The sequence below is a fragment of the Rhodococcus sp. NPDC056960 genome (genome assembly GCF_042674125.1).
GTDB lineage: Bacteria > Actinomycetota > Actinomycetes > Mycobacteriales > Mycobacteriaceae > Rhodococcus_F.
On sequence record NZ_JBHURF010000003.1, the window covers coordinates 75,907 to 95,031 of the forward strand.

Annotated in this window: 16 protein-coding genes; 11 read left to right on the forward strand and 5 right to left on the reverse strand. The window is 63.7% G+C overall.

Annotation, left to right across the window (positions count from 1 at the left end):
• The first annotated feature begins 126 nt into the window (after positions 1-126).
• From ACFTWF_RS05550 to ACFTWF_RS05560, 3 genes are read left to right on the forward strand one after another with little or no spacing between them, the layout of a single operon-like run.
• On the forward strand, positions 127-609 hold the full coding sequence (locus ACFTWF_RS05550) for a nuclear transport factor 2 family protein (RefSeq protein WP_378460273.1): 483 nt from the start codon (positions 127-129) through the stop codon (positions 607-609).
• Positions 606-1,469 carry an enoyl-CoA hydratase-related protein gene (locus ACFTWF_RS05555; RefSeq protein WP_378460274.1) on the forward strand — a complete coding sequence of 288 codons (864 nt, stop codon included), beginning with the start codon at positions 606-608 and terminating at the stop codon, positions 1,467-1,469. Before ACFTWF_RS05550 ends, ACFTWF_RS05555 begins: the two co-directional genes overlap by 4 nt.
• Before the next feature lie 13 nt (positions 1,470-1,482).
• Positions 1,483-2,259, forward strand: a complete 777-nt coding sequence (locus tag ACFTWF_RS05560; protein WP_378460275.1) for an enoyl-CoA hydratase-related protein — start codon at positions 1,483-1,485, stop codon at positions 2,257-2,259.
• Between the two features lie 53 nt (positions 2,260-2,312).
• Here the strand turns inward: ACFTWF_RS05560 and ACFTWF_RS05565 are convergent, their stop codons facing one another.
• Positions 2,313-2,990, reverse strand: a complete 678-nt coding sequence (locus tag ACFTWF_RS05565) for a TetR/AcrR family transcriptional regulator (RefSeq protein WP_378460276.1) — start codon at positions 2,988-2,990, stop codon at positions 2,313-2,315.
• 130 nt (positions 2,991-3,120) lie between these two features.
• Positions 3,121-4,287, reverse strand: a complete 1,167-nt coding sequence (locus ACFTWF_RS05570) for an LLM class flavin-dependent oxidoreductase (protein ID WP_378460277.1) — start codon at positions 4,285-4,287, stop codon at positions 3,121-3,123.
• 410 nt (positions 4,288-4,697) lie between these two features.
• Between ACFTWF_RS05570 and ACFTWF_RS05575 the strand changes: the two genes are divergently transcribed.
• Together ACFTWF_RS05575 and ACFTWF_RS05580 are read left to right on the forward strand one after the other, a co-directional pair.
• Complete coding sequence (locus ACFTWF_RS05575) at positions 4,698-6,356, forward strand: class I adenylate-forming enzyme family protein (RefSeq protein ID WP_378460278.1); 1,659 nt, start codon at positions 4,698-4,700, stop codon at positions 6,354-6,356.
• The gene (locus tag ACFTWF_RS05580) at positions 6,353-7,018 is read left to right on the forward strand and encodes a carboxymuconolactone decarboxylase family protein (RefSeq protein WP_378460279.1); all 666 of its coding nucleotides are present in this window, start codon (positions 6,353-6,355) and stop codon (positions 7,016-7,018) included. Before ACFTWF_RS05575 ends, ACFTWF_RS05580 begins: the two co-directional genes overlap by 4 nt.
• Positions 7,019-7,082: 64 nt before the next feature.
• On the opposite strand, the gene ACFTWF_RS05585 is transcribed toward ACFTWF_RS05580, so the two are convergent.
• Positions 7,083-8,528 (reverse strand): 3,4-dihydroxy-2-butanone-4-phosphate synthase, encoded by a 1,446-nt coding sequence (locus ACFTWF_RS05585; RefSeq protein ID WP_378460280.1) that lies wholly within the window; start codon positions 8,526-8,528, stop codon positions 7,083-7,085.
• A 217-nt stretch (positions 8,529-8,745) separates the two neighbouring features.
• Between ACFTWF_RS05585 and ACFTWF_RS05590 the strand changes: the two genes are divergently transcribed.
• Complete coding sequence (locus tag ACFTWF_RS05590) at positions 8,746-9,369, forward strand: TetR/AcrR family transcriptional regulator (protein WP_378460281.1); 624 nt, start codon at positions 8,746-8,748, stop codon at positions 9,367-9,369.
• Between the two features lie 36 nt (positions 9,370-9,405).
• On the opposite strand, the gene ACFTWF_RS05595 is transcribed toward ACFTWF_RS05590, so the two are convergent.
• Positions 9,406-10,734, reverse strand: coding sequence for an MFS transporter (locus ACFTWF_RS05595; protein WP_378460282.1), 1,329 nt, complete (start codon positions 10,732-10,734; stop codon positions 9,406-9,408).
• Between the two features lie 466 nt (positions 10,735-11,200).
• Between ACFTWF_RS05595 and ACFTWF_RS05600 the strand changes: the two genes are divergently transcribed.
• From ACFTWF_RS05600 to ACFTWF_RS05610, 3 genes are all read left to right on the forward strand, one after another.
• Positions 11,201-11,557, forward strand: coding sequence for a YidH family protein (locus ACFTWF_RS05600; protein WP_378460283.1), 357 nt, complete (start codon positions 11,201-11,203; stop codon positions 11,555-11,557).
• A 4-nt stretch (positions 11,558-11,561) separates the two neighbouring features.
• Positions 11,562-11,891, forward strand: coding sequence for a DUF202 domain-containing protein (locus ACFTWF_RS05605; RefSeq protein WP_378460284.1), 330 nt, complete (start codon positions 11,562-11,564; stop codon positions 11,889-11,891).
• Between the two features lie 173 nt (positions 11,892-12,064).
• Positions 12,065-14,338, forward strand: a complete 2,274-nt coding sequence (locus tag ACFTWF_RS05610; RefSeq protein WP_378460285.1) for a sulfatase-like hydrolase/transferase — start codon at positions 12,065-12,067, stop codon at positions 14,336-14,338.
• Positions 14,339-14,617: 279 nt separating this feature from the next.
• Here ACFTWF_RS05610 and ACFTWF_RS05615 read toward each other — a convergent pair whose 3' ends face one another.
• Positions 14,618-17,251, reverse strand: coding sequence for a LuxR C-terminal-related transcriptional regulator (locus ACFTWF_RS05615; RefSeq protein WP_378460286.1), 2,634 nt, complete (start codon positions 17,249-17,251; stop codon positions 14,618-14,620).
• A gap of 271 nt (positions 17,252-17,522) precedes the next feature.
• Here ACFTWF_RS05615 and ACFTWF_RS05620 point away from each other — a divergent pair, with 271 nt between their 5' ends.
• Together ACFTWF_RS05620 and ACFTWF_RS05625 are read left to right on the forward strand one after the other, a co-directional pair.
• The gene (locus tag ACFTWF_RS05620) at positions 17,523-17,924 is read left to right on the forward strand and encodes a nuclear transport factor 2 family protein (protein ID WP_378460287.1); all 402 of its coding nucleotides are present in this window, start codon (positions 17,523-17,525) and stop codon (positions 17,922-17,924) included.
• A 62-nt stretch (positions 17,925-17,986) separates the two neighbouring features.
• On the forward strand, positions 17,987-19,102 hold the full coding sequence (locus tag ACFTWF_RS05625) for an LLM class flavin-dependent oxidoreductase (RefSeq protein ID WP_378460288.1): 1,116 nt from the start codon (positions 17,987-17,989) through the stop codon (positions 19,100-19,102).
• Positions 19,103-19,125: the final 23 nt, after the last annotated feature.

A 19,125-nucleotide genomic window follows, 5' to 3' on the forward strand; every position in this document is an offset into this window, starting at 1 on the left:
CGATCGCACCCGCCGCCGGCGGGTGCTCTCTGTCTCCAAAATCTACATTCATGTTGATTGCGCGTCTCGTGGTCGAGTCGGGGGATCGCACGTACATCAACCAAGGCACATCCAGAGGAGATCGCAATGACTGCCACCCATGAGGTGTCCACCAGGGAGCTCGCCGAGCTCGTGGAGACCGGCAAGATCGAACGCGTCCTGTTCGACTACGCCTACAACCTCGACATGAACCGTCCCGACGACCTCGCGGCGTTGTTCACCGAGGACTGTTACGTCGCGTACGGACCCGACTTCGGTGCCGAGGGCCGTGCCGCCTATCGCGAGACACTCGACGGCATCGGGACGTTCTTCACCGCGACCAGTCACCATGTGTCCAACATCGTGGTCGACTTCTCCGACGATCTTTCGTCCGCGACGGTGCGCTCGGTCCTGTATGCATGGCATCGGTACACCAAGGAAGGCAAGGCCGACGGGTACTTCTTCGGCCAGTATCACGACGAATTCGTGCGGGACGACGAGCACGGTTGGCGCTTCTCTCGCCGCGAGCTGCGTGCGTCCGGTGTCGTGGACTTCCATGTCAAGAAGCAGATCCCGATCGGGCGGTCATGACGGCGATCGCGGACTCGGCTGCAAGCCTGCGATACGAGAATCTTCGAATCGAGCACCGGGGGCCGATCAGCTGGATCGTGCTCGACCGGCCGGACAAGGCCAATTCGCTCTCGAACGAGATGCTGGACGAGTTCAGCGCTGCTCTGACCGCTCTGACGACGGCCGGCGGGCCGATCATCGGAATTCGTGGAGCGGGTAGGGGATTCTCGGCAGGATATGACATCGGCCAGGTGGGAAAGGTCGTCGCCCAGCCCGATCCGGTGGCGGATCGGGAGCGTCTGGCGCGTAACGTGAATCGTTTTCTCGCGATCTGGGATCACCCGAAACCGGTGATTGCTGCCGTGCACGGATACTGCATCGCGGGCGCCACCCAGATGTGTGTCTTCGCGGACGTGACACTCGTGGCACGCAACGCGAAGATCGGTGAGCCGGCGATCCCGCTCGGCGGTGGCTACATCGCACCGTTGTGGGCGCCCCTCGTCGGTCCCAAGCGCGCCAAGGAACTGGCGTTCGTTCCGGGCAACTCGATCGACGGCACGACGGCGGTCGAGTGGGGCTGGGCCAATCACGCTGTGGCCGAGGAAGATCTGATCGCCGAGACCGAGGCGCTTGCGGCTCGTATGGCCCGCACGCCGTCGGACATCCTGCGGATCAAGAAGCTGTCCATCAACAGGGCGATGGAAGCGATGGGCGTGCGTACCGCCGCTCACGGCGGGGCAGAAATGGACGCCCTGCTCCACCTGTCGCCGTCGGTGGCAGAGGTGCGCAGGTTCGTTGCCGAGGTGGGGCTGAAGGCGGCGATCGCTGCCTACCGCGAACCCGTTGCGTTAACCGATCATGCGGTCGCAGAACAACTATGAGGAAGGACCTACCGTGAGCAGCGGAATTGTGTTCGAGTTCGACAACCACATTGCACGTGTGACACTCGACCGGCCGAAGGCGTTGAACTCCATCGATCCCGAGATGGATGCGGCGCTGTTCGAGGCGTGGACCGAGATCAACTCGAATCCGGATATCTGGGTCGCGGTGCTCGGTGCGACGGGGGAGAAGGCGTTCTGCGCCGGTGCCAATGTGAGCGGAGGGACCGAAGGCGACGGCCACAGGATGGCGCTCGGCGGCGGCCTCACCGGTGTCGGCGGCCCCATGCTGACGCTGCGCAAGCCATTGATCGCGGCGGTGCAGGGATACGCGATCGGCGGTGGGTTCGAACTGGCGATGTGCGCGGACATCATCGTCGCAGCGGACAACGCTCAGTTCGGTATTCCCGAGACGAAGGTCGGCATCATCGGCGAGGCCGGCATCATGCATCGCGCGATACGGCAGCTGCCGCATCACATCGCGATGGCCCTGATACTCACCGGTGATCGCATCGATGCACTGCAGGCGGAGCGATATGGGCTGGTCAACGAGGTCGTGCCGTACGAGAAGCTGGTCGAGACGGCGTCGTCGTGGGCGGAGCGCATCGCGGCGGCGTCACCCCTCGCCGTCCAAGCCGCGAAAGATGCCGTGCTGTCGCGGGCGGGATGGCCGCTCGACGTCGCACTGGCAACTCGGTACGAGCCCATCGAGGCCTACGCGACCAGTTCGGATCGGCTGGAAGGCCGCGCGGCATTCGCCGAGAAGCGTGCTGCCCAGTGGAGCGGTCGCTGACAGCATCTTCGCCTGTGCGCTGGGTCCGCCGTCACGGCGACCCAGCGCACAGTTCACTTCGTGGTCTTCGCGCCTTCGAAGAAGAGTGTGCAGAACGCTTCGGTGGTCTGCTTGGCGTCGACGCTACGCATTCCCGGCTTGAGCCATCGATGCGTCCAGTTGACCATGCCGAACAGGGCTTTGGACATCAACTGAACCGACACGTCGCTGCGGAGAGTGCCGTCGTCGACGCCCTGCTTCAGCACGTCGAGGACGATGGTTTCGAAACGCTTGGTCTTACGCGCCATGTCCTTGCCCCAGGACGTGGTGTCGAGTTGTAGCTGCGCCATGTCTTCCTGGATGTAGAGGTAGACGAAGGGGTAGTTCTTTTCGTACGAGTTCATCTGTTGCTCGACGAGGCGGCGAAGCTTCTCCGGCGCGTCGTCGTCGCTGACGAGGATTTCCTCGGCGACAGCGATGTTCTGATCCAGAACGTCGACGAGAATGTCGTGGAAGAGAGCCTGGAACAGTTCCTTCTTGCTCGCGAAATAGTAATAGATCGACGCTCTGTCGGTCCCGAACCGCTCGGCGATGTCGTTGAGCGTCGCCCCCTCGAAGCCTTTTTCCTTGAAGACGTCGGCTGCGGTCCGCAACAGTTCCTGGCGCTTGGCCTGGTAGTTGGGGCTGCTGTCGTTCTGGGCGCTGCGACGGCGTCGGCTCATGCCACTGTTGGCTGCGGTCGAAGTTGGCATTGTCGGATGATACCTCCGGATCGAGGGCATTGATCAACGTCGGCGTCGAACGAGTTCGCCGTCGTGGACGGGGAAGGCCCCGGGAAGTCGTTGCTTTCGACAACTTCCCGGGGCCTCGATGTCGGTGGGATCAGCCCACTGCGACGGTCTCGTGTGTTCCGTCGACCGGAACGTTCGGCACGACCTCGGTCGCGAACAGGCGGAGTGATTCGATCCACGGCTCGGGATCGTCCATGGCGTCGTGCGTATTGACGGCGAGCTGGCCGTACCTGAAGCCGGCCAGGTCGAAGGTCTTCTCGATCTTCTCGATGACGGTCTCCGGGCTGCCGCATAGCCACACGTTGTCGGCCAGGTAGTCGAGGTCGACATCGTCGATGTCGACCTTGTGGTCGGCATCGTCGATGAAGCCCTGAAGGATCCGGTACTTCTGGTAGACCGGCATCAAGTACTTCTGCCAGGCCAGTCCCAGTGCGCCGTTCTTCGCCTTCTCCTTGGCCTCTTCGTCCGTCTTCGCCACGAACACATCCCGTGCGATCTTGAATCGAGATCCCTGGGGGGTTCCGCCGATGGACCTCACCGCCTCCGAATACGTGTCCCACTGCGACCTCAGCAACGCCGAACCGCCGTAGAACGAGATCGGGGTCCAGCCTCGTTCGCCTGCGAGCCGATGAGACGGCGAGTTCTTGCTCAGGCCAGTGACAGCGATTTCGAGGCCGTCCGCGCCGCCGTGGGGTGAGTGGTCGGCGGTCAGGTGGTACTCCTCGCCTTCCTTGACCTTGAACTCGCCATGGGACGCGACGCTACCGGGATCGATCTGTCCGTCGAGGCGTGCGGCCTTGTAGTACTTGCCTTCGAAGTCGAACGGCTCCTGGCGCCACACCTTGTCCATCACCTCCAGCCCCTCCATCAGGCGGGGGTGAGCTTCCGACAGATCGCCGGGCTGGCCACGAAGCACGGCTTCGTTCTCCCACGAACCGGCGCCGACTCCGAGGAAATACCGGTCCTCGAGCAACTGCGAGGTGTAGCCGATCTGAATGGCGAGGGTCGACGGGTTGTGCAGGGGCACGATGTGCGCCATGGGCGCGAAACGCATGCGCTGGGTGATCTGTGCTGCCGCGACGATCAGCAACTCGGGGTTCGGAATGTTCTCCCATGCCTGCATGCCGTGCTCGCCGACCATGAAATCGCGATAGCCGAACTTGTCGCATGCTGCTGCCAGCATGAGCGAGTACTCGAACGTGTCCTTGTCCTTGCGCCCGGGACGCATGTACGGGGTGTGGAAAACGCCGCATTCCATTTGTGAATCTCCAGCTTCTGGTCGTCGTGAATGCGTCTGCTGCGGTGTCCGGCACGAGCCCGACAGCGGTGGGGGACAGCCCTCGGGAAGCGAGGGTGGCTTCGCGGAACACGCATGCAGACTGTTCTGTCCGATCGATCCGACACAGGTTCGTGGCGGTCCGCCAGGCGAAATGCTCGCATCGGCGTAGAACCAACCTAGGGTGATGCCCATCACTTGTCAACTACAACGTTGACGTTGAAAATGAATAGAATCAACGTTGATATAAATCAACTTCAACGTTGACAGTGTGACGTGAGTCGCTTAGCGTCGACGTCGACACGATCCCTCGGTGCGCGCGGATCCTGCGCCGCTGATCAAGACAATTTCGGTAGCGCAACCGCTGCCGACGATCGATGATTGAGGACGAGATGACTGACATCGACGGCTGGTGCAACGTAACCCCGCTCGGCGACCTGCTGGTGCGAGGTGCCCACCTGCACCCGGATCGCGATCTGATCGTGTTTCCTGAGGCGCGGTTCACGTATGCGCAGCTACTCGAAGGCGCAGTCGCGGTCGCGCGCGGGCTACTGGCCCTCGGCGTCGAGTCCGGTGATCACGTCGCCCTGCTGGCGCCGAACGGTATCGAGTTCGTCGAAGGGCTCTTCGGCTCAGCGTTGATCGGGGCTGTCGTCGTACCACTCAACGCGCGGCACAGAGCGAAGGAACTCGGCTACATCATCGAGAACGCAGACATCACCGCGTTGCTCACGGTGTCCGGCCCCGACGACTACGTCGACTTCGTGCAGGTACTGCACGAAGCGCTGCCCTCCCTGGCCACGGCTGGAGCCGGCGATCTCGACATTCCCGAGGCGCCGAGGCTGCGGCGAGCCGTACTGCTGCGAGGAACCGGCCGGCCCGGGTTCACGTCCAGGGCGGACTTGGACGCTGCGGCAGAGACCGTCGACGCGACGCTCGTGCATCGTCGCCGCCGCCGGGTGCGGACGAGAGACATCGCCGCGATCCTGTACACATCGGGGACGACGGCCAACCCGCGTGGATGCTTGCTCACCCACGAATCGATGACGCGCGGTCCGGTGGAGCGGGCGACCGATCGCCTGTCGGCCGGCGGGCGTCACATCAGTTGGGCCGGCGGTCCGCTGTTCCACATCGCTGCGCTGGCCCCGCTGATCGGCGCGATCGGTGCCGGAGGAACGTTCCTGACCGATACGTTCTTCGAGCCGGGCCGCGCCATCGAGCTGATCAGGGCCGAGCGGCCGACCTGTGTCTGGCCCTGGTTCCCCGCGCCGATGCAGATGATGATGGCGCACCCGAACTTCGACGCAGCGGAGTTCGACTCGATTCGCTACCTGTTCCTGATCGGTCCGCGTGTCCTCATCGAGGCCGTTCAGAATCTGTTCCCTGCGGCCGAACTGATGGCCGCATGCGGAATGACGGAAACGACCGGGATCTATGCTCTCAGTGAACCGGACGAGTCGTTCGAGGATCGCAGTGGCGCACAAGGAAAAGCCGTGCCGGGCATCGAGATTCGTATTGTCGATCCGTTGAGCGGTGCCGAACAGCCGGTGGGAGTTCCCGGTGAGATCCTGATTCGCGGCTACTGCGTGACCGAGGGCTACTACAAGGATCCCGAAAAGACCGCCGAGACGATCGATTCCCACGGCTGGTTGCGCACCGGGGATCTCTACAGTCGCACCGAGTCCGGGTGCCTGGTGTTCCACGGACGGCTCAAGGACATGCTCAAGGTCGGTGGCGAGAACGTCGCGGCCATCGAGGTCGAGTCGTTCCTCTGCGAGCATCCTGCCGTGTTGACCGCCGCCGTCATCGGCCGACCGGACGACAGGCTCGACGAAGTGCCGGTGGCATTCGTCGAGGTCCGAGAAGGACACCAGCTCACCGAAGCGGAGTTGATCGAATTCTGTGACGGCAGAATCGGCCGGTACAAGGTTCCGCGCGCCGTGTACTTCGTCGAGGCGGGGGCGTGGCCCATGTCGGCGACGAAGATCAACAAGCGCGGACTCAGAGCGCAGTTGGCGACACTCGCCTCGTCGCTGAGTGTGGCGGGATGACGTCTGTGACCTTCGGATGCGACACCCGAGATCTTCGTGCGATAGCCGAACTCGTATTGGCAGACGTGGACGAGGGTCCTGCCCTCGACGAGCAGACCCGCGTGCTCACGCACATCGCGGTGCGGTCGGTGGTCACGACCATGGACGTGTCCGGTTCCGACCACTACATCGAGGAAGCGCTCGATCTGGGCCTGGGCGCAGAACAGATCCAAGAGGCGTTGACGGTGGTCTCGGGCCTCGGTGTGCACACACTGTTCGAATCGACCAGACAGTTGTCGAATGCCGTTCGGCGCAGAGACGGCGTCGTCGAACCACTCGATGCAGCGCAGCAGAACTTGCGAGATCGTTACCTGGGCGCGGATCCGTATTGGCAGCGCATGGAGGACGAGCTTCCGGGCTTCTTCGATGCGCTGCTGAGAATGTCACCGGCAACATTCGTGGCGTTCTTCGACTACTGCGCGGTGCCGTGGAAAAGTCGGGCGCTACGGGCAGTGACCAAGGAACTGATCTCTCTCGCTGCCGATTCCACTCCCACGCACCGATACAAGCCTGGATTCGTGCTGCATCTGAAGAACGCCCTCGACCTCGGCGCAGGTGCTCGCAGCATTCGCGAGGTGCTCGATATCTCGGCGTCCGCGCCCGGCCACCGCGGCGTCGGCTGACCCTCCTCGTCCGCACAGAATTCGGCCCCGGTACGAACGTCGTACCGGGGCCGATTCGCAGTGTTTAGCCGGCGATCAGCGACCGTGTCCGCACGACGTCTGCGGCGAGAGCGGCAACCAGCTCCTCCTTCGATGCAAACGTCACCTGCCCGCGCATCCAGTGGTGCAGATGCACCTCGAGAGTGGTGTCGTACAGATCGCCGTCGAAGTCCAGCAGGTGTGCCTCCAACAGTCGAATTCCGGATCTGCCGTAGAACGTCGGGCGTCGGCCTATCGATATCGCAGCGATCGCGGTCGAGCCGTCGGGGAGTGTGCACCGGCCTGCCCACACACCGTCGGCGACCGAATTCGACTCCTCCAGTTCCAGGTTCGCAGTGCGGAAGCCGAGTTCGCGTCCGCGGCGGTCGCCGTGAACGACCGGTCCGACGACGGACGGACTCTCGAATCCGAACGGCGCCGGTGTGTTACCGCGGGCAGGGGCGGCCGAGTCTCCCGAGCTGATGCTCAGGCCGAGGTGCCACATCATCGTCCGCGACTCCGGCGGGACGTTGTGCAGGGCGGGGGATGGGTAGCCGCACTCGCGCACCACCTCGGCGAGGTCGCCGTGAGTGTCGGCCGAGAGAGGGCTGTTCGGGGAGTGTCTCGCCACCACGACGGTTCCGTAACCGCGGTCGGAGACCTTGTCCAGCGCAGCGCCGATCGGGCAGTCCTGGAACAGATGCGGTGCCGGATCGCTCTCGTACTCGAAGCAGACGAGAGGGGTGGTGCCGGCGGCAGGCGATCCAGTGGAGTACGCGACGTATTCCGCTCCCGTGACATCGCTGCGGTATCCGACGCAACGAAAGGGGCCGCGAGCAGTGTCACGCTCGACGGTGAACTGCGTCAGCAAGTGCAGCTCCGTCATCCGCCGGTACGTTGCCACATCGTCGATCGACAGGCATCCGAGCCCGTGTGCACGAGCGAAGGTCTCGGCCTCGGCGGAGTCGGCGATCGCTGTCGGATCGAGCTCGGACACGAGGGCGCTGTAGGCGCAAGTCCGATGCACACCCGCGATGGTCAGGAGATCCACGGCAGCTTCCGCGGGCCCCCGGAACGCGAACACCCCGCCGGTGGCGGATCGTGCCGGGAGCACGTGCCCGGGCCGGGTGAACGCGTCGGGGGTGCTCGCAGAATCGGCGAGGATGCGTAGCGTGCCCGCCCTGTCGGACGCCGAAATGCCGGTGCCCGGTCCTCTCGCGTCGACGCTGACAGTGAACTCGGTTCCGGTATGTTCCCGGTCCGCACCGACCATGCTCGGGAGCCCGAGACGGTCGCAGTCCGAGCCGGCCATGGCGGCGCAGACCAGTCCCGAACCGTGGCGAACCAGAAATGCGATCGATTCCACGGTGGCCTTCTCGGCCGGGACCAGGATGTGGGCGTCGCTCGTGGGGGAGTTGCCCGTCAGTACGACCGGACGACCGGCGCTCAGGTCCGAAAGTGCTCGTTGCACGCGGGTTGTTGGACCATCCATGGTGGGGAACCTCGCTTCGATATGGACGACTGCCATTGGCACTGTGACGAGCGTCGCAAAAACCTAGACGTGTGTCAACATCAACGTAGATATTGATTGTGTCTCGGGCCGGCGCGCGTGCCGAGTGCGAGCGACGCGCGGGCGAGCGTAGGCTGACCGCCGTCCTGAGCGCATTGGGGACATTGCAACGCAGGCAGGAAGTCGGAAGGAGAATCATGTGGCGAGGAAGGCGATAGCCCGGAAACCCGGCCGGCCGCCTGCGAGCGAGGGCCGCGACCGAGCTGCCGACATCATCGAGGCGGCCCGCGCACGCTTCGCCGGCGACGGATTCGACGGTGCATCCCTGTCGAAGATCGCCGCCGACGCGGACTTGACGCTTGCTGCCCTGTACCACTACTTCGACGACAAGATTCAGTTGTTCGAGATGGTGTACCGGCTCACACTCCACGCCCTCTGGGAGCCGTGGATCGACGGGCTGGCGTCGCTGGATCCGAGTCTCGATCTGGCTGCACGGTGCGAAGCAGTCATGACCCCTGGTGACCGGCCGGACGACGAACACACCGACTTCTTCGCGGGTGCGCAGGTCGCCGGACGTCGCATCCCCGAGCTACGACACCTGCTCGACGAACGAGACATGGTTCGGCAGCGTGCATTCGCAGCGCTGCTCGGCGACCTGGGTGATCGAGGTCGAGTGCGGGGGTGTTCGACGAATGCGGAGGCCATCGCGCTCCTCGAGGTCATTTTCACGGGATGGACCTTCGAGGGCTACTTTCAACCCTCTCGCCGCGACGAGCACCACGAATCGGCTATGCGCATTCTCCGAACCCTGACCGTGGAATAGTCGCGCACGGTCAGGGCGACGCCGAACGAAGCAGGATCAGGCCGCGTATGCGCTCAGTGCGCGGATGTCGCGTTCCGGACGGATCCACAGCATGGCGATGATCCCCCCTGTGACGAGAATCCCCGCGGTGAGGAGAAAGACGATCTGGTAACCCGTTGCGCCGTCGTGTGCCTGGATGATCCTCCCGGCGACGAACGGTGCGATGACGCCTGCCAGGGAGGACACCGCAATGGTCGTGCCCTGAACGCTGCCGCGCTGGGAGGCGGGGCTGAGCTCGGCGTTCACGGTCAGCGTCACGGCCGAGATGATGACGCTGCCGAAATAGAAGGCGAAGGTCATGAAGGCAATCTGCGGCCACCCCACTGCGGCGTACACCACGCCGGCCATCGCGATCCCCGAGACGAGGAGGCATCCCGATCCGAGAACGCCGCGGGCCTTTCGGCTGGACACGCCTCGGCGCATCATCGCGGTGGTGACCATCCCCTGGAGAAGGACACCGACGCCTCCTGCGAGCCACGGCAGCGTGACCAGCAGGCCAACCGTTCCGGATCCGTAACCACCGACGGTTCCGAGATACGGAGGTACCCAGGCGATGAGCAGCGACATGCTCCAGTAGCCGGCAAAGGTGGCGGCCGTGGCGGCAAGCCAAGTGGGGGTGCTGATGATTCGACGTAAGGGAATTCGAACGGTCGGTTTCACCTGCAGGTCGGTGGCGGACCGGTCGTCGGAGGGACGGTGATCTACGGTGCCTTCGCGGCCGATGACGATCCACGCGAGAGCCCAGACGAATCCGACCGCGGCGAGGAGTCCGAAAGCGGCATGCCAGCTGAAGGCCTCGATCACCCAGCCGATCACGGGCGCCGCGACAATGACTCCGAGCGGAGCTCCCAATGCGAAAAGTGACGTAGGCAAGGATCGTTCGGAGTCGGTGAACCACTTGTGGATCGCGTGAATTGCGACGGGAGCCGCAGGGCCCTCGGCGGCTCCGAGGACGAGGCGGCTGATCAGCAGCACAACGAATCCCACTGTGCCGATCATCGGCAGCATCATGACCGTCCAGATCATGACCATCCCTAAGATCACCCATTTGGTGGGGAATCGGTCGGAGAGAAAGCCGCCGACGACGGCGGAGATCGTGAACGGCAGGAAGAACGCGCTGGAGATCACGCCGTACTGAGACGCGGTCAGGCCGAGGTCCTCCATGATGGGCTTTGCGGCCAATCCCAGCACTGCCTTGTCGGCAAAGTTGATCAGGATGAACAGGATGAGCATGGCGGTGACGGCCCATGCGCGTCGACGTGTGTGGGAATCCAGTCGCACTGTTCTCGTCGGCGGCTGCGTGACAGTGGAATCTTCTATGGACATCGTCTTCCTCGGGGTCGGATCGGTGTTGGCGCTGGAGCGAGTGAAGCGAAATGGTGGAATTGGCCGTCAATTGTGCTGGGAAGCAATGTGTTCGATGTGATGCCGGCAATTCGATCGCAGCGGAGTCGGGGCTGCGGATTCCGGTGAGGAGAGGGCGTGGGGCCTGTCCCGTGAAGATGGAGGCGCCCCGAAGCGTCGAGTCGCCGCTGCGCGGGTGATCCGCGATGCCGCCGTCAGTTGTGATACACGACTTCTGGCGGTGTATGTCGCCGGACGTTCCGTGCCGACTTCTGCAAGTCAACGACATGGGAGCGAGGTTGTCAACGGTCGAGTTGAAGACGTCCGAGATCAACACATACGTTGATGTTGACTTTCCTAACCTTGGTTGGAAGTATCGACGAACATCGTGAACGTGCGTGTCCGCAGGGCCGGGAGGTAGAGCGCGCGCCGAGGGAAAGGTATCGCTGTGACCTGGCGACCCAAGTCGTTTCGGCTAGGCGCCGATCCGGATCCTCGATTCACCCTGGCGAACGAACGCACGTTTCTGGCGTGGATTCGGACCGCGTTGGGCACGGTTGCAGCGGCGGTCGGATTCGAAGCGTTCGGTGCCGATGTGGTCGGTGCCGGAGTCCGCTCGACTGTCGTCGTCTTCCTGTTGGTCGGTGCGATCTTTCTGGCTGTCGGCGCTTTTCGGCGCTGGTGCACAGTGGAAGGTGCGTTGCGGCTGGGCAAGGGCCTACCCGTGCCCACGGTCGCGGTTCTGGCGACCGGGTTGGTCGTCGGCACGTCGCTGACCCTGCTCGTGGTTGCAGCAACGCGGTGACGCGGTGACGCGCGGCGAAGACTCCGTCGCCGACCCTGGGTTGCAGCCCGAGCGGACTTCTCTGGCGTGGGTCCGGACTGCATCGACTGTCGCCGCGGTGGCCGTTCTCTATGTGCGAGCGGTGCCAGGACCCTTGATCGTCACGGGAACGATCGCGAGTGTCGCGACAGCCCTGTCGGCCGGGGTGATTCTGTCGGGGCGCCGCGTGCACGACCGCCGGTCCGTCGACTTCTCCGCCGGCGGCACCCGTCCTGCCCTCCTGGGCAACCTCGTGCTCACCGCGGTGGTGACGGTGATGGCGATCAGCGCCGCCATTCTCGTCGCGTATCCCTGATTTTCGGAGAAGCGCCCCCTTCCCTCAGTCCTGGCCGTCGGCCGCGATGATCGGTGCATCGCTTCGATCGAGAGTGAAATATGTTGTTCCCCTTCGCAAAATAAATTAATTGTGCTAGTAATTAATTTAGCGGACCACCGTACGGTGACAGTTGAATGTGAGAGGGAGTACTCATGACCGAAGACACGACTCGAGAAGCGCAGCCGGGGGAGCCGCGGGCAGTGCCCGGAAAGAAGCCGAACGTTCTGGTAATCCTGCTCGACGACATGGGTTTCGGTGCCTCGTCGGCGTTCGGGGGACCATGTCGGATGCCTGTCGCGGAGAGCCTCGCCGAGAACGGCTTGAAGTTCTCGCGGTTCCACACCACGGCATTGTGCTCGCCGACACGCAGTGCGTTGATGACCGGCCGCAACCATCACAGCGTCGGGATGGGGACCGTCACGAACATGTCGATGGCGACGGAGGGATACAACGGTATCCGCCCCGCATCGAAGGCAACCCTCGCTCAGACGCTGCGGCTCAACGGATATGCGACCGGTGCGTTCGGAAAGATGCATCAGACGCCCGGTTGGGAACTGAGCCCGGCCGGGCCGTTCACGCGGTGGCCGACTCATGAAGGGTTCGACAAGTTCTACGGGTTCCTGGCGGGTGACACCGACCAGTTCGCGCCGAACCTGGTCGAGGGCACCACGTTCATCGAGCCGCCTGCCACCGAAGCAGAGGGCTACCACCTCTCCGAAGACCTCGTCGACCAGAGTGCTGCATGGATCCGGCAGCTTTCCGCATTTGCGCCCGACAAGCCGTGGTTCACCTATCTCTCGTTCGGTGCCACACATGCGCCCTTCCAGGTACCCGAAGCGTGGCGTGATCGGTACCGGGGGGAGTTCACCCACGGCTGGGACGCCCAGAGGGAGCGGACCCTTGCGCGGCAGAAGCAGTTGGGCGTGGTACCGGAGGATGCCGAATTGGCGCCGTGGGCGCCCGGCGCTCCGTCGTGGGACGAGATGAGCGAGGCGGAGCAGACGGTTGCACAGCGATTGATGGAGGTGTACGCCGCGTTCGCCGAGCACACCGACCTGCAAGTGGGACGGCTGGTTGCCGAGCTCCAGCGCCTCGGCCAGCTCGATGACACGCTGATCTTCTACATTCTCGGCGACAACGGCGCATCGGCCGAAGGTGGCATCGAGGGCACGTTGAACGACATCCTGCGGATAAACGGTCTGCCCGAAGACGTCGACCGGATGGTCGAACGTCTCGACGACGTCGGTTCGTCCATCACCGCGCCGCACTACAACGTCGGCTGGGCGTTGGCCATGGACACCCCCTACCAGTGGACGAAGCAGGTCGCGTCTCATTACGGCGGTACGCGCAACGGTCTCGTCGTCCACTGGCCGGCCGGAACCGCCGAGACCGGCCTGGTCCGGAACCAGTGGCACCACGTCATCGATGTAGCTCCAACCGTGCTCGAGGCCGCCGGCATCCCGCACCCCACGTCGATCGACGGCGTGGCGCAAGACCCGATCGAGGGCACCTCGATGCTGGCCACGTTCACCGCCTCGCAGGCGCCTGAAACCCACACCACCCAGTACTTCGAGATGCACGGCAATCGGGGCATCTACCACGAGGGGTGGACCGCGGTCACCAAGCATCGCACTCCCTGGTCGGTCGGCGTCGTGGACCTCGTCGACTTCGAGGACGATGCCTGGGAGCTCTACGACACGACCAGCGACTGGACGCAGGCGCGCGATCTGGCGGCAACTCATCGCGGCAAGCTCGCCGAACTCCAGCAGCTGTTCCTGGCCGAGGCCGACAAGTACAAGGTTCTCCCCCTGGATGATCGGTTCTCCGAACGGCTCAATCCGGAAGCGGCCGGCCGCCCTGCCGCACCGAAGCGGATGACGCTCGATCCGAGCACCCCCAGGCTGGCCGAAGACACCGTTCCCAACATCAAGAACGCGTCGTTCCGTATCACGGCACGTCTGCACGCCGGCGCGGAGGCATGCCGCGGCGTTCTCATCGCGCAGGGCTGCCGGTTCGCCGGCTGGTCACTGCACGTCGACTCCGGTGTCCCGGTGTTCACCTACAACCTTGCGGAAATCGAGATCACCCACATCTGTGCCGATCGCGCGCTCGACCCAGGCGACCACGTCGTGGAGGCGGTCTTCTCCTATGACGGAGGCGGCCTCGGCAAGGGCGGAGAACTCACCCTGATGATCGACGGGAACAACTGCGGGAGTGGCCGTATCGAACGGACGATCCCCTTCGTGTTCTCGGTCGATCAACCGCTCAGTGTGGGAGTCGACTGGGGAAGCCCGGTCACCACCTACACGCACGCCACGGATACGCGGTTCACCGGCAGGCTGGACGACGTCACCATCGACGTCGGTTCGGACACTGTCGATCCCAGCGACGAGGAGAAACTCCAGGCCGAACTCGCCTTCCACTGACACGCTGTCCGGAGGAATGCGGCGCGTGGACCCGAGTGCCTCTCGGGTCCACGCGCCGGGCGTCGTTTCCGGTGTGGAGCTCAGAGGACCGCGACGAGGCGCCCATCCGATGCAGCCCCTCGCGCGAGACGATCCAAGCCCGCCGGAATGTCGCCGAAGGAGATTTGCTCGGTGTTCGGCACCGTGCAGTGCTCTGCAGGCGTCCCGGACCCGTCGTCGTCGCCGGGATCCCGACGCGATCGCCCACCGCGAAGTCGGTCACGTTCCGCGCGTTCCGGGTTACCGGGCGCCGGCGTCGGACAGTGCGTTGAGAACCTGTTGTCTGCGCCGTATTCCGAGCTTTCCGAGCATGTGTGCAACATGCCCCTCGACGGTGCGTACCGAGAGGACCATCCGATCGGCGATCTCCTTGTTGGACAATCCTTCTGCCACAAAGGTGGCGATGTCGCGTTCGCGGGGTGAGAGATCCGCGCCGGGTGCCGAACGGACTGTTGCACGCTCGATGCCGTCCTCGTTCAGGGCGTAGGCGATGATCTGTGACTTCGACATCGTGGCACCCCGGTGATGTGACCTCGAGTAGGCGGCATCGCCGAGTGCGAGGCGCGCACGGGACTCGTACTCTTCCCGGCGCTGGACCCAGTGTCGGGACCCGTACAACTGCATGCCGAACGAGTCCCACATCGACGATGCCGCGCCGAGTAGCACTGCGGCCCGTTCGCGGGAACCGCTTGCAGCTTCGGCCCAGGCGAGAAGATCAGTCACGAGGGTTGTTCCTACGGTGTCGTCGAACGCACGCTTGAGCCCCAGGCTCGTTCTCGCGAGCCGAATGGCCTCGTCGTACCGGCATCGGACGAGCGCGACGAGACCGAGGCCATAGACGGCGTACGAGAGCATCCACCTCTCGCCCGTCGCCGACGCCTGCATTCGTACGAGCTCGAAATGCTCGGCAGCCGGTACCACTGCTCCGTTGGAGCTGAGCAGCATTCCCATCTCGATGTGTGCCGTCCACATGAGGTCGGTGCCCGAGGGGAGCTGTTCGTACAGTGCGAGGGCACCCGTCAAGTGGTGTTCGCCGGCGTCGAAGTCGCCGCCGAGGTAGGTATTGAGCCCCTGTGTCTGCAGTGTGAACGCAAGGGTCGCATCGTCCTGCAGCGATCGCGCGAGCCGTGCAGCCGCGTCGAGTGTGCGATCGGCTTCGGAGCGATCCCCCTGCATGGTCTGGAGGACACCGAGTGTGGCGTGGAGTTTCGCGACATCGCTGTCGGCGAGACCTTCGACGTTCAGCAGACCGGTCACCCACACTCGGTGTTCCCGCACAGAGAAGGCAGACGACCACAGGAACCACGTGGCAACCAGACCGGCCGCGAGGGAAAGATGTTCCTCGGTCGGCTCTGCAAGCGCAGTCTGCAGCGCCAGCCGGAGATTGGCTCGGTTCTCTCGGAGTTGGCCGCTCACTCGTTCCTGCTGGTCACCGGTCCATAGGCGACGCGCTGAGTCCACGAGTGCTGCGCACCATCGAAGGTGGGCGCCGCGCAGTGTGGACGCTTCACCGGCCGAGAGTTTGCTTGCACCGAAATGCCGTATCGTCTCCAGCATCCGAAAGCGGACGGAACCGTTGGAGTTGTCGCGCCGGAGAACCGATTTGCTCACCAGGCTCGCGAGCCCATCGAGTACGTACTGGGTTTCCACCGTAGCGTCCGAGCACACCTCTTCGGCCATTGCGAGATCGAAGCCTTCGGCGAACACGGAGAGCCTGGCCCACAGCGCTCGTTCCCGGATGTTGCACAGGTCGTAGCTCCACTCCACCGTGGCATGAAGACTCCGATGTCGTTCCGGGCCACCGCGATTCCCTACCGTGAGCAGCGCCAGCCTGTCGTCCAACCGGGTAGCGAGGTCGTCGACCGACAACGCGGTCAACCGGGCGCAGGCGAGTTCGATCGCGAGGGGCATCCCGTCGAGTTGCACACATACGCGGCTGACGGCATCGCGGCAGTCTTCGGTCACCGTGAACCCGGCAAGTGCAGCCGACGCCCGATTCTCGAACAGTTCGATCGCGGGACCGATCTTGCCGGGGTCGGTGATGTCGCTGGTGGGCAGCGGTTCCAGAACATGGACGTACTCGTCGGGTACGGACAGCACTTCACGACTGGTGACGAGGAACTTGACGGCGCCGGTACTTCGCAGGACGAGCGAAATCAACTCCGCGCACGTGGAGATCAAGTGTTCGCAATTGTCGAGAACGATCAGTAGATGCTTGTCGCGGAGCGACTCTACGAGCGATTCGATTGCGCTGTGCGCAGGAACGTCGGGACCGTCCGATCCCAGCGCATCGAGAATCGTCTGAGGAAGTAGTGAGTCGCTACGCAGCGACGCGAGTTCGATGAAGCGGACTCCATCGACGAACGCCCGCCGATAGTCGTGTGCGGCCTCGGCGGCCAATCGAGTTTTGCCGATACCGCCGGGGCCGGCGATCGTCACCAAACGGCTCTCGCCGAGAAAGGTGCGGAGGGTGCGTAATTCGCCTTTGCGTCCGACGAAACTCGTCGAGAAACGCGGGATGCCGGACGGAGGGCCCGTCTGGATCGCCGACGCCGGCGAGTGGGGGACCTGCGCACTGCCGTCCCGGACGCGTCGCACGACTCCCGCAAGAGTGTTGCGCGACCCCTCCCACTGCAGGTCTCGATGAATTTGAGCCACGGTCATCGCGGGGTGGACCTCGAGGAGGGTGGCAATCGCCGGGGCGAGTGCATCTGCCGACGACCCGCGGCGCGGCCGATGATCGGGGGGAGGTGCGTCGAAGGTCAACGCACGGCGCACGGTGTTGCGGGAAATCCGCAGTGTTGCCGCTATCGCCGAGATCGACTCGCCGGCCAGACGGAGGTCGGTGATCTGGTGCCACTCGTCCGAGTTCACAGAAGTTTCTCGTTCCGTTCGGTGCACTGCATGTGACTGGTGTCACGGACCGATAGTGCATGGTGTGCGCTCGGTGGTCAAGATCTGACATCGCTGATATTGACGGATTCGCGACACTGCTACTGCGCACAATCAGTGCTCCGAACTGGGGTTTTGCCGACCGTTCACGTGGTGTCCGAAACCGCGTACTTCTACGGTTTCGTGGGAGTGGCGCACCCTGGACAGTGATGTAGGCCATAACCGATCGCATCGCTGCACAGACGGAGCATCCATGAGTACGCCGGAACAGAACATCGACTTGGCGAAGAATTTCGCAAAGGTCTTCTCCACGGGTGACGTGGACCAGATTCTCGACACCCTTCATCCCGACGCGACCTACTGGGTGTCGGGAGGGATCGACGGGATGTCGGGGACCTATGACAAGGAAGGCCTGGGTGCGCTTCTGTGTGGGGTCACCTCCGTGTATGAGAACGGCGCACTGGAGGTCACCCCGACGTCGGCGATCGCCCAGGGCGAGAAGGTGGCTGTCGAGGCAACGTCGTACGCGAAGTTGAAGAACGGCAAGGTGTATCAGAATCGATACCACTTCCTGTTCGAGTTTCGCGACGGTCGGATCCTGTCCGTCAAGGAGTACATGGATACCAAGCACGCGTTCGACATCTTCTACGCATGACGCGTTGCTCTCCACATTCGCAGTGCGTGCGTCAAACGTATTTCCACGAAAGGCAATTCACGATGGCAATGGAAACCGGACTGATCGTCCACCCCTACATGCGCCCCGAGCGGACGGCACGTCAGACGTTCGACTGGTGCGTCCAGCAGGCCGTCGAGGCCGACCGGATCGGGTTCGACTCGATCATGCTGTCCGAGCACGCCTCGCAGCGCTGGGAGAACATTCCGAACCCGGAACTCGTCATCGCGGCGGCGGCGCGGCAGACCGAGAAAATCAAATTCGCTCCGATGGCGCATCTGCTCCCTCATCAGCATCCGGCGAAGCTCGCCATCCAGGTCGGCTGGCTGTCCCAGATTCTCGAGGGCCGCTATTTCCTCGGCATCGGTGCGGGCGCCTACCCGCAGTCGTCGTACATCCACGGCATCAAGAACGGTGAGGACACGAAGTTCACCAATGAGATGGTCCGTGAGTCACTCGAGATCATGGAGAAGATCTGGAAGCGAGATCCGTTCTTCTACGAGGGACGCTTCTGGAATGCGGGGTACCCTGAAGAACTGCATGGCGCCGACGGCGACGACCAGCACATGCTCGCGGACTTCAGTCCCTGGGGCGGAGCGCCGGAGATCGCGGTGACCGGGTTCAGCGCCAATTCGCCGTCGATGCGGTTCGCGGGTGAGCGTGGATTCCGGCCGGTGTCCATCTTCTCCGGTCTCGAAGCTCTCAAAACGCACTGGGAGACCTACTCCGAGGCTGCGGAAGCGAACGGGCACGTCGCCGATCGTTCTCGTTACCACGTCTCGCAGACGGTGTTCGTCGCCGACACGGACAAGGAAGCGAAGCGGCTCGTCATGGAGGGGCCGATCGGGTACTGCTTCGAGCGTTACCTCATTCCCATCTGGTGGCGATTCGGCATGATGGACGGTTTCATCAAGGATGCCGGTGCCGACAGGGCGGACGTGGATCTCGAGTGGGTCGTCGACAACGTGTTCTGCGTGGGGTCACCGGACACCGTGGTGGACAAGATCAATCATCTGTTCGAGGCGACCGGCGGATGGGGCACCCTCCAAGTCGAATCGCACGACTACTACGACGACCCCGCCCCCTGGTTCCAGTCTCTCGACATGATTGCGACAGAGGTTGCCCCGCGCATCTCGCTTCCCGCTCCGGTGTCGATCTAGCCCTCCGAATCCAACTGAAAGGT

What these genes read in the sequence shown, in the direction of transcription:
- ACFTWF_RS05550 (WP_378460273.1), top strand. Translation starts at nt 127, where the DNA reads ATGACTGCCACCCATGAGGTGTCCACCAGGGAGCTCGCCGAGCTCGTG.
- ACFTWF_RS05555 (WP_378460274.1), top strand. Translation starts at nt 606, where the DNA reads ATGACGGCGATCGCGGACTCGGCTGCAAGCCTGCGATACGAGAATCTT.
- ACFTWF_RS05565 (WP_378460276.1), bottom strand. Translation starts at nt 2,990, where the DNA reads ATGCCAACTTCGACCGCAGCCAACAGTGGCATGAGCCGACGCCGTCGC.
- ACFTWF_RS05570 (WP_378460277.1), bottom strand. Translation starts at nt 4,287, where the DNA reads ATGGAATGCGGCGTTTTCCACACCCCGTACATGCGTCCCGGGCGCAAG.
- ACFTWF_RS05575 (WP_378460278.1), top strand. Translation starts at nt 4,698, where the DNA reads ATGACTGACATCGACGGCTGGTGCAACGTAACCCCGCTCGGCGACCTG.
- ACFTWF_RS05580 (WP_378460279.1), top strand. Translation starts at nt 6,353, where the DNA reads ATGACGTCTGTGACCTTCGGATGCGACACCCGAGATCTTCGTGCGATA.
- ACFTWF_RS05585 (WP_378460280.1), bottom strand. Translation starts at nt 8,528, where the DNA reads ATGGATGGTCCAACAACCCGCGTGCAACGAGCACTTTCGGACCTGAGC.
- ACFTWF_RS05595 (WP_378460282.1), bottom strand. Translation starts at nt 10,734, where the DNA reads ATGTCCATAGAAGATTCCACTGTCACGCAGCCGCCGACGAGAACAGTG.
- ACFTWF_RS05610 (WP_378460285.1), top strand. Translation starts at nt 12,065, where the DNA reads ATGACCGAAGACACGACTCGAGAAGCGCAGCCGGGGGAGCCGCGGGCA.
- ACFTWF_RS05620 (WP_378460287.1), top strand. Translation starts at nt 17,523, where the DNA reads ATGAGTACGCCGGAACAGAACATCGACTTGGCGAAGAATTTCGCAAAG.
- ACFTWF_RS05625 (WP_378460288.1), top strand. Translation starts at nt 17,987, where the DNA reads ATGGCAATGGAAACCGGACTGATCGTCCACCCCTACATGCGCCCCGAG.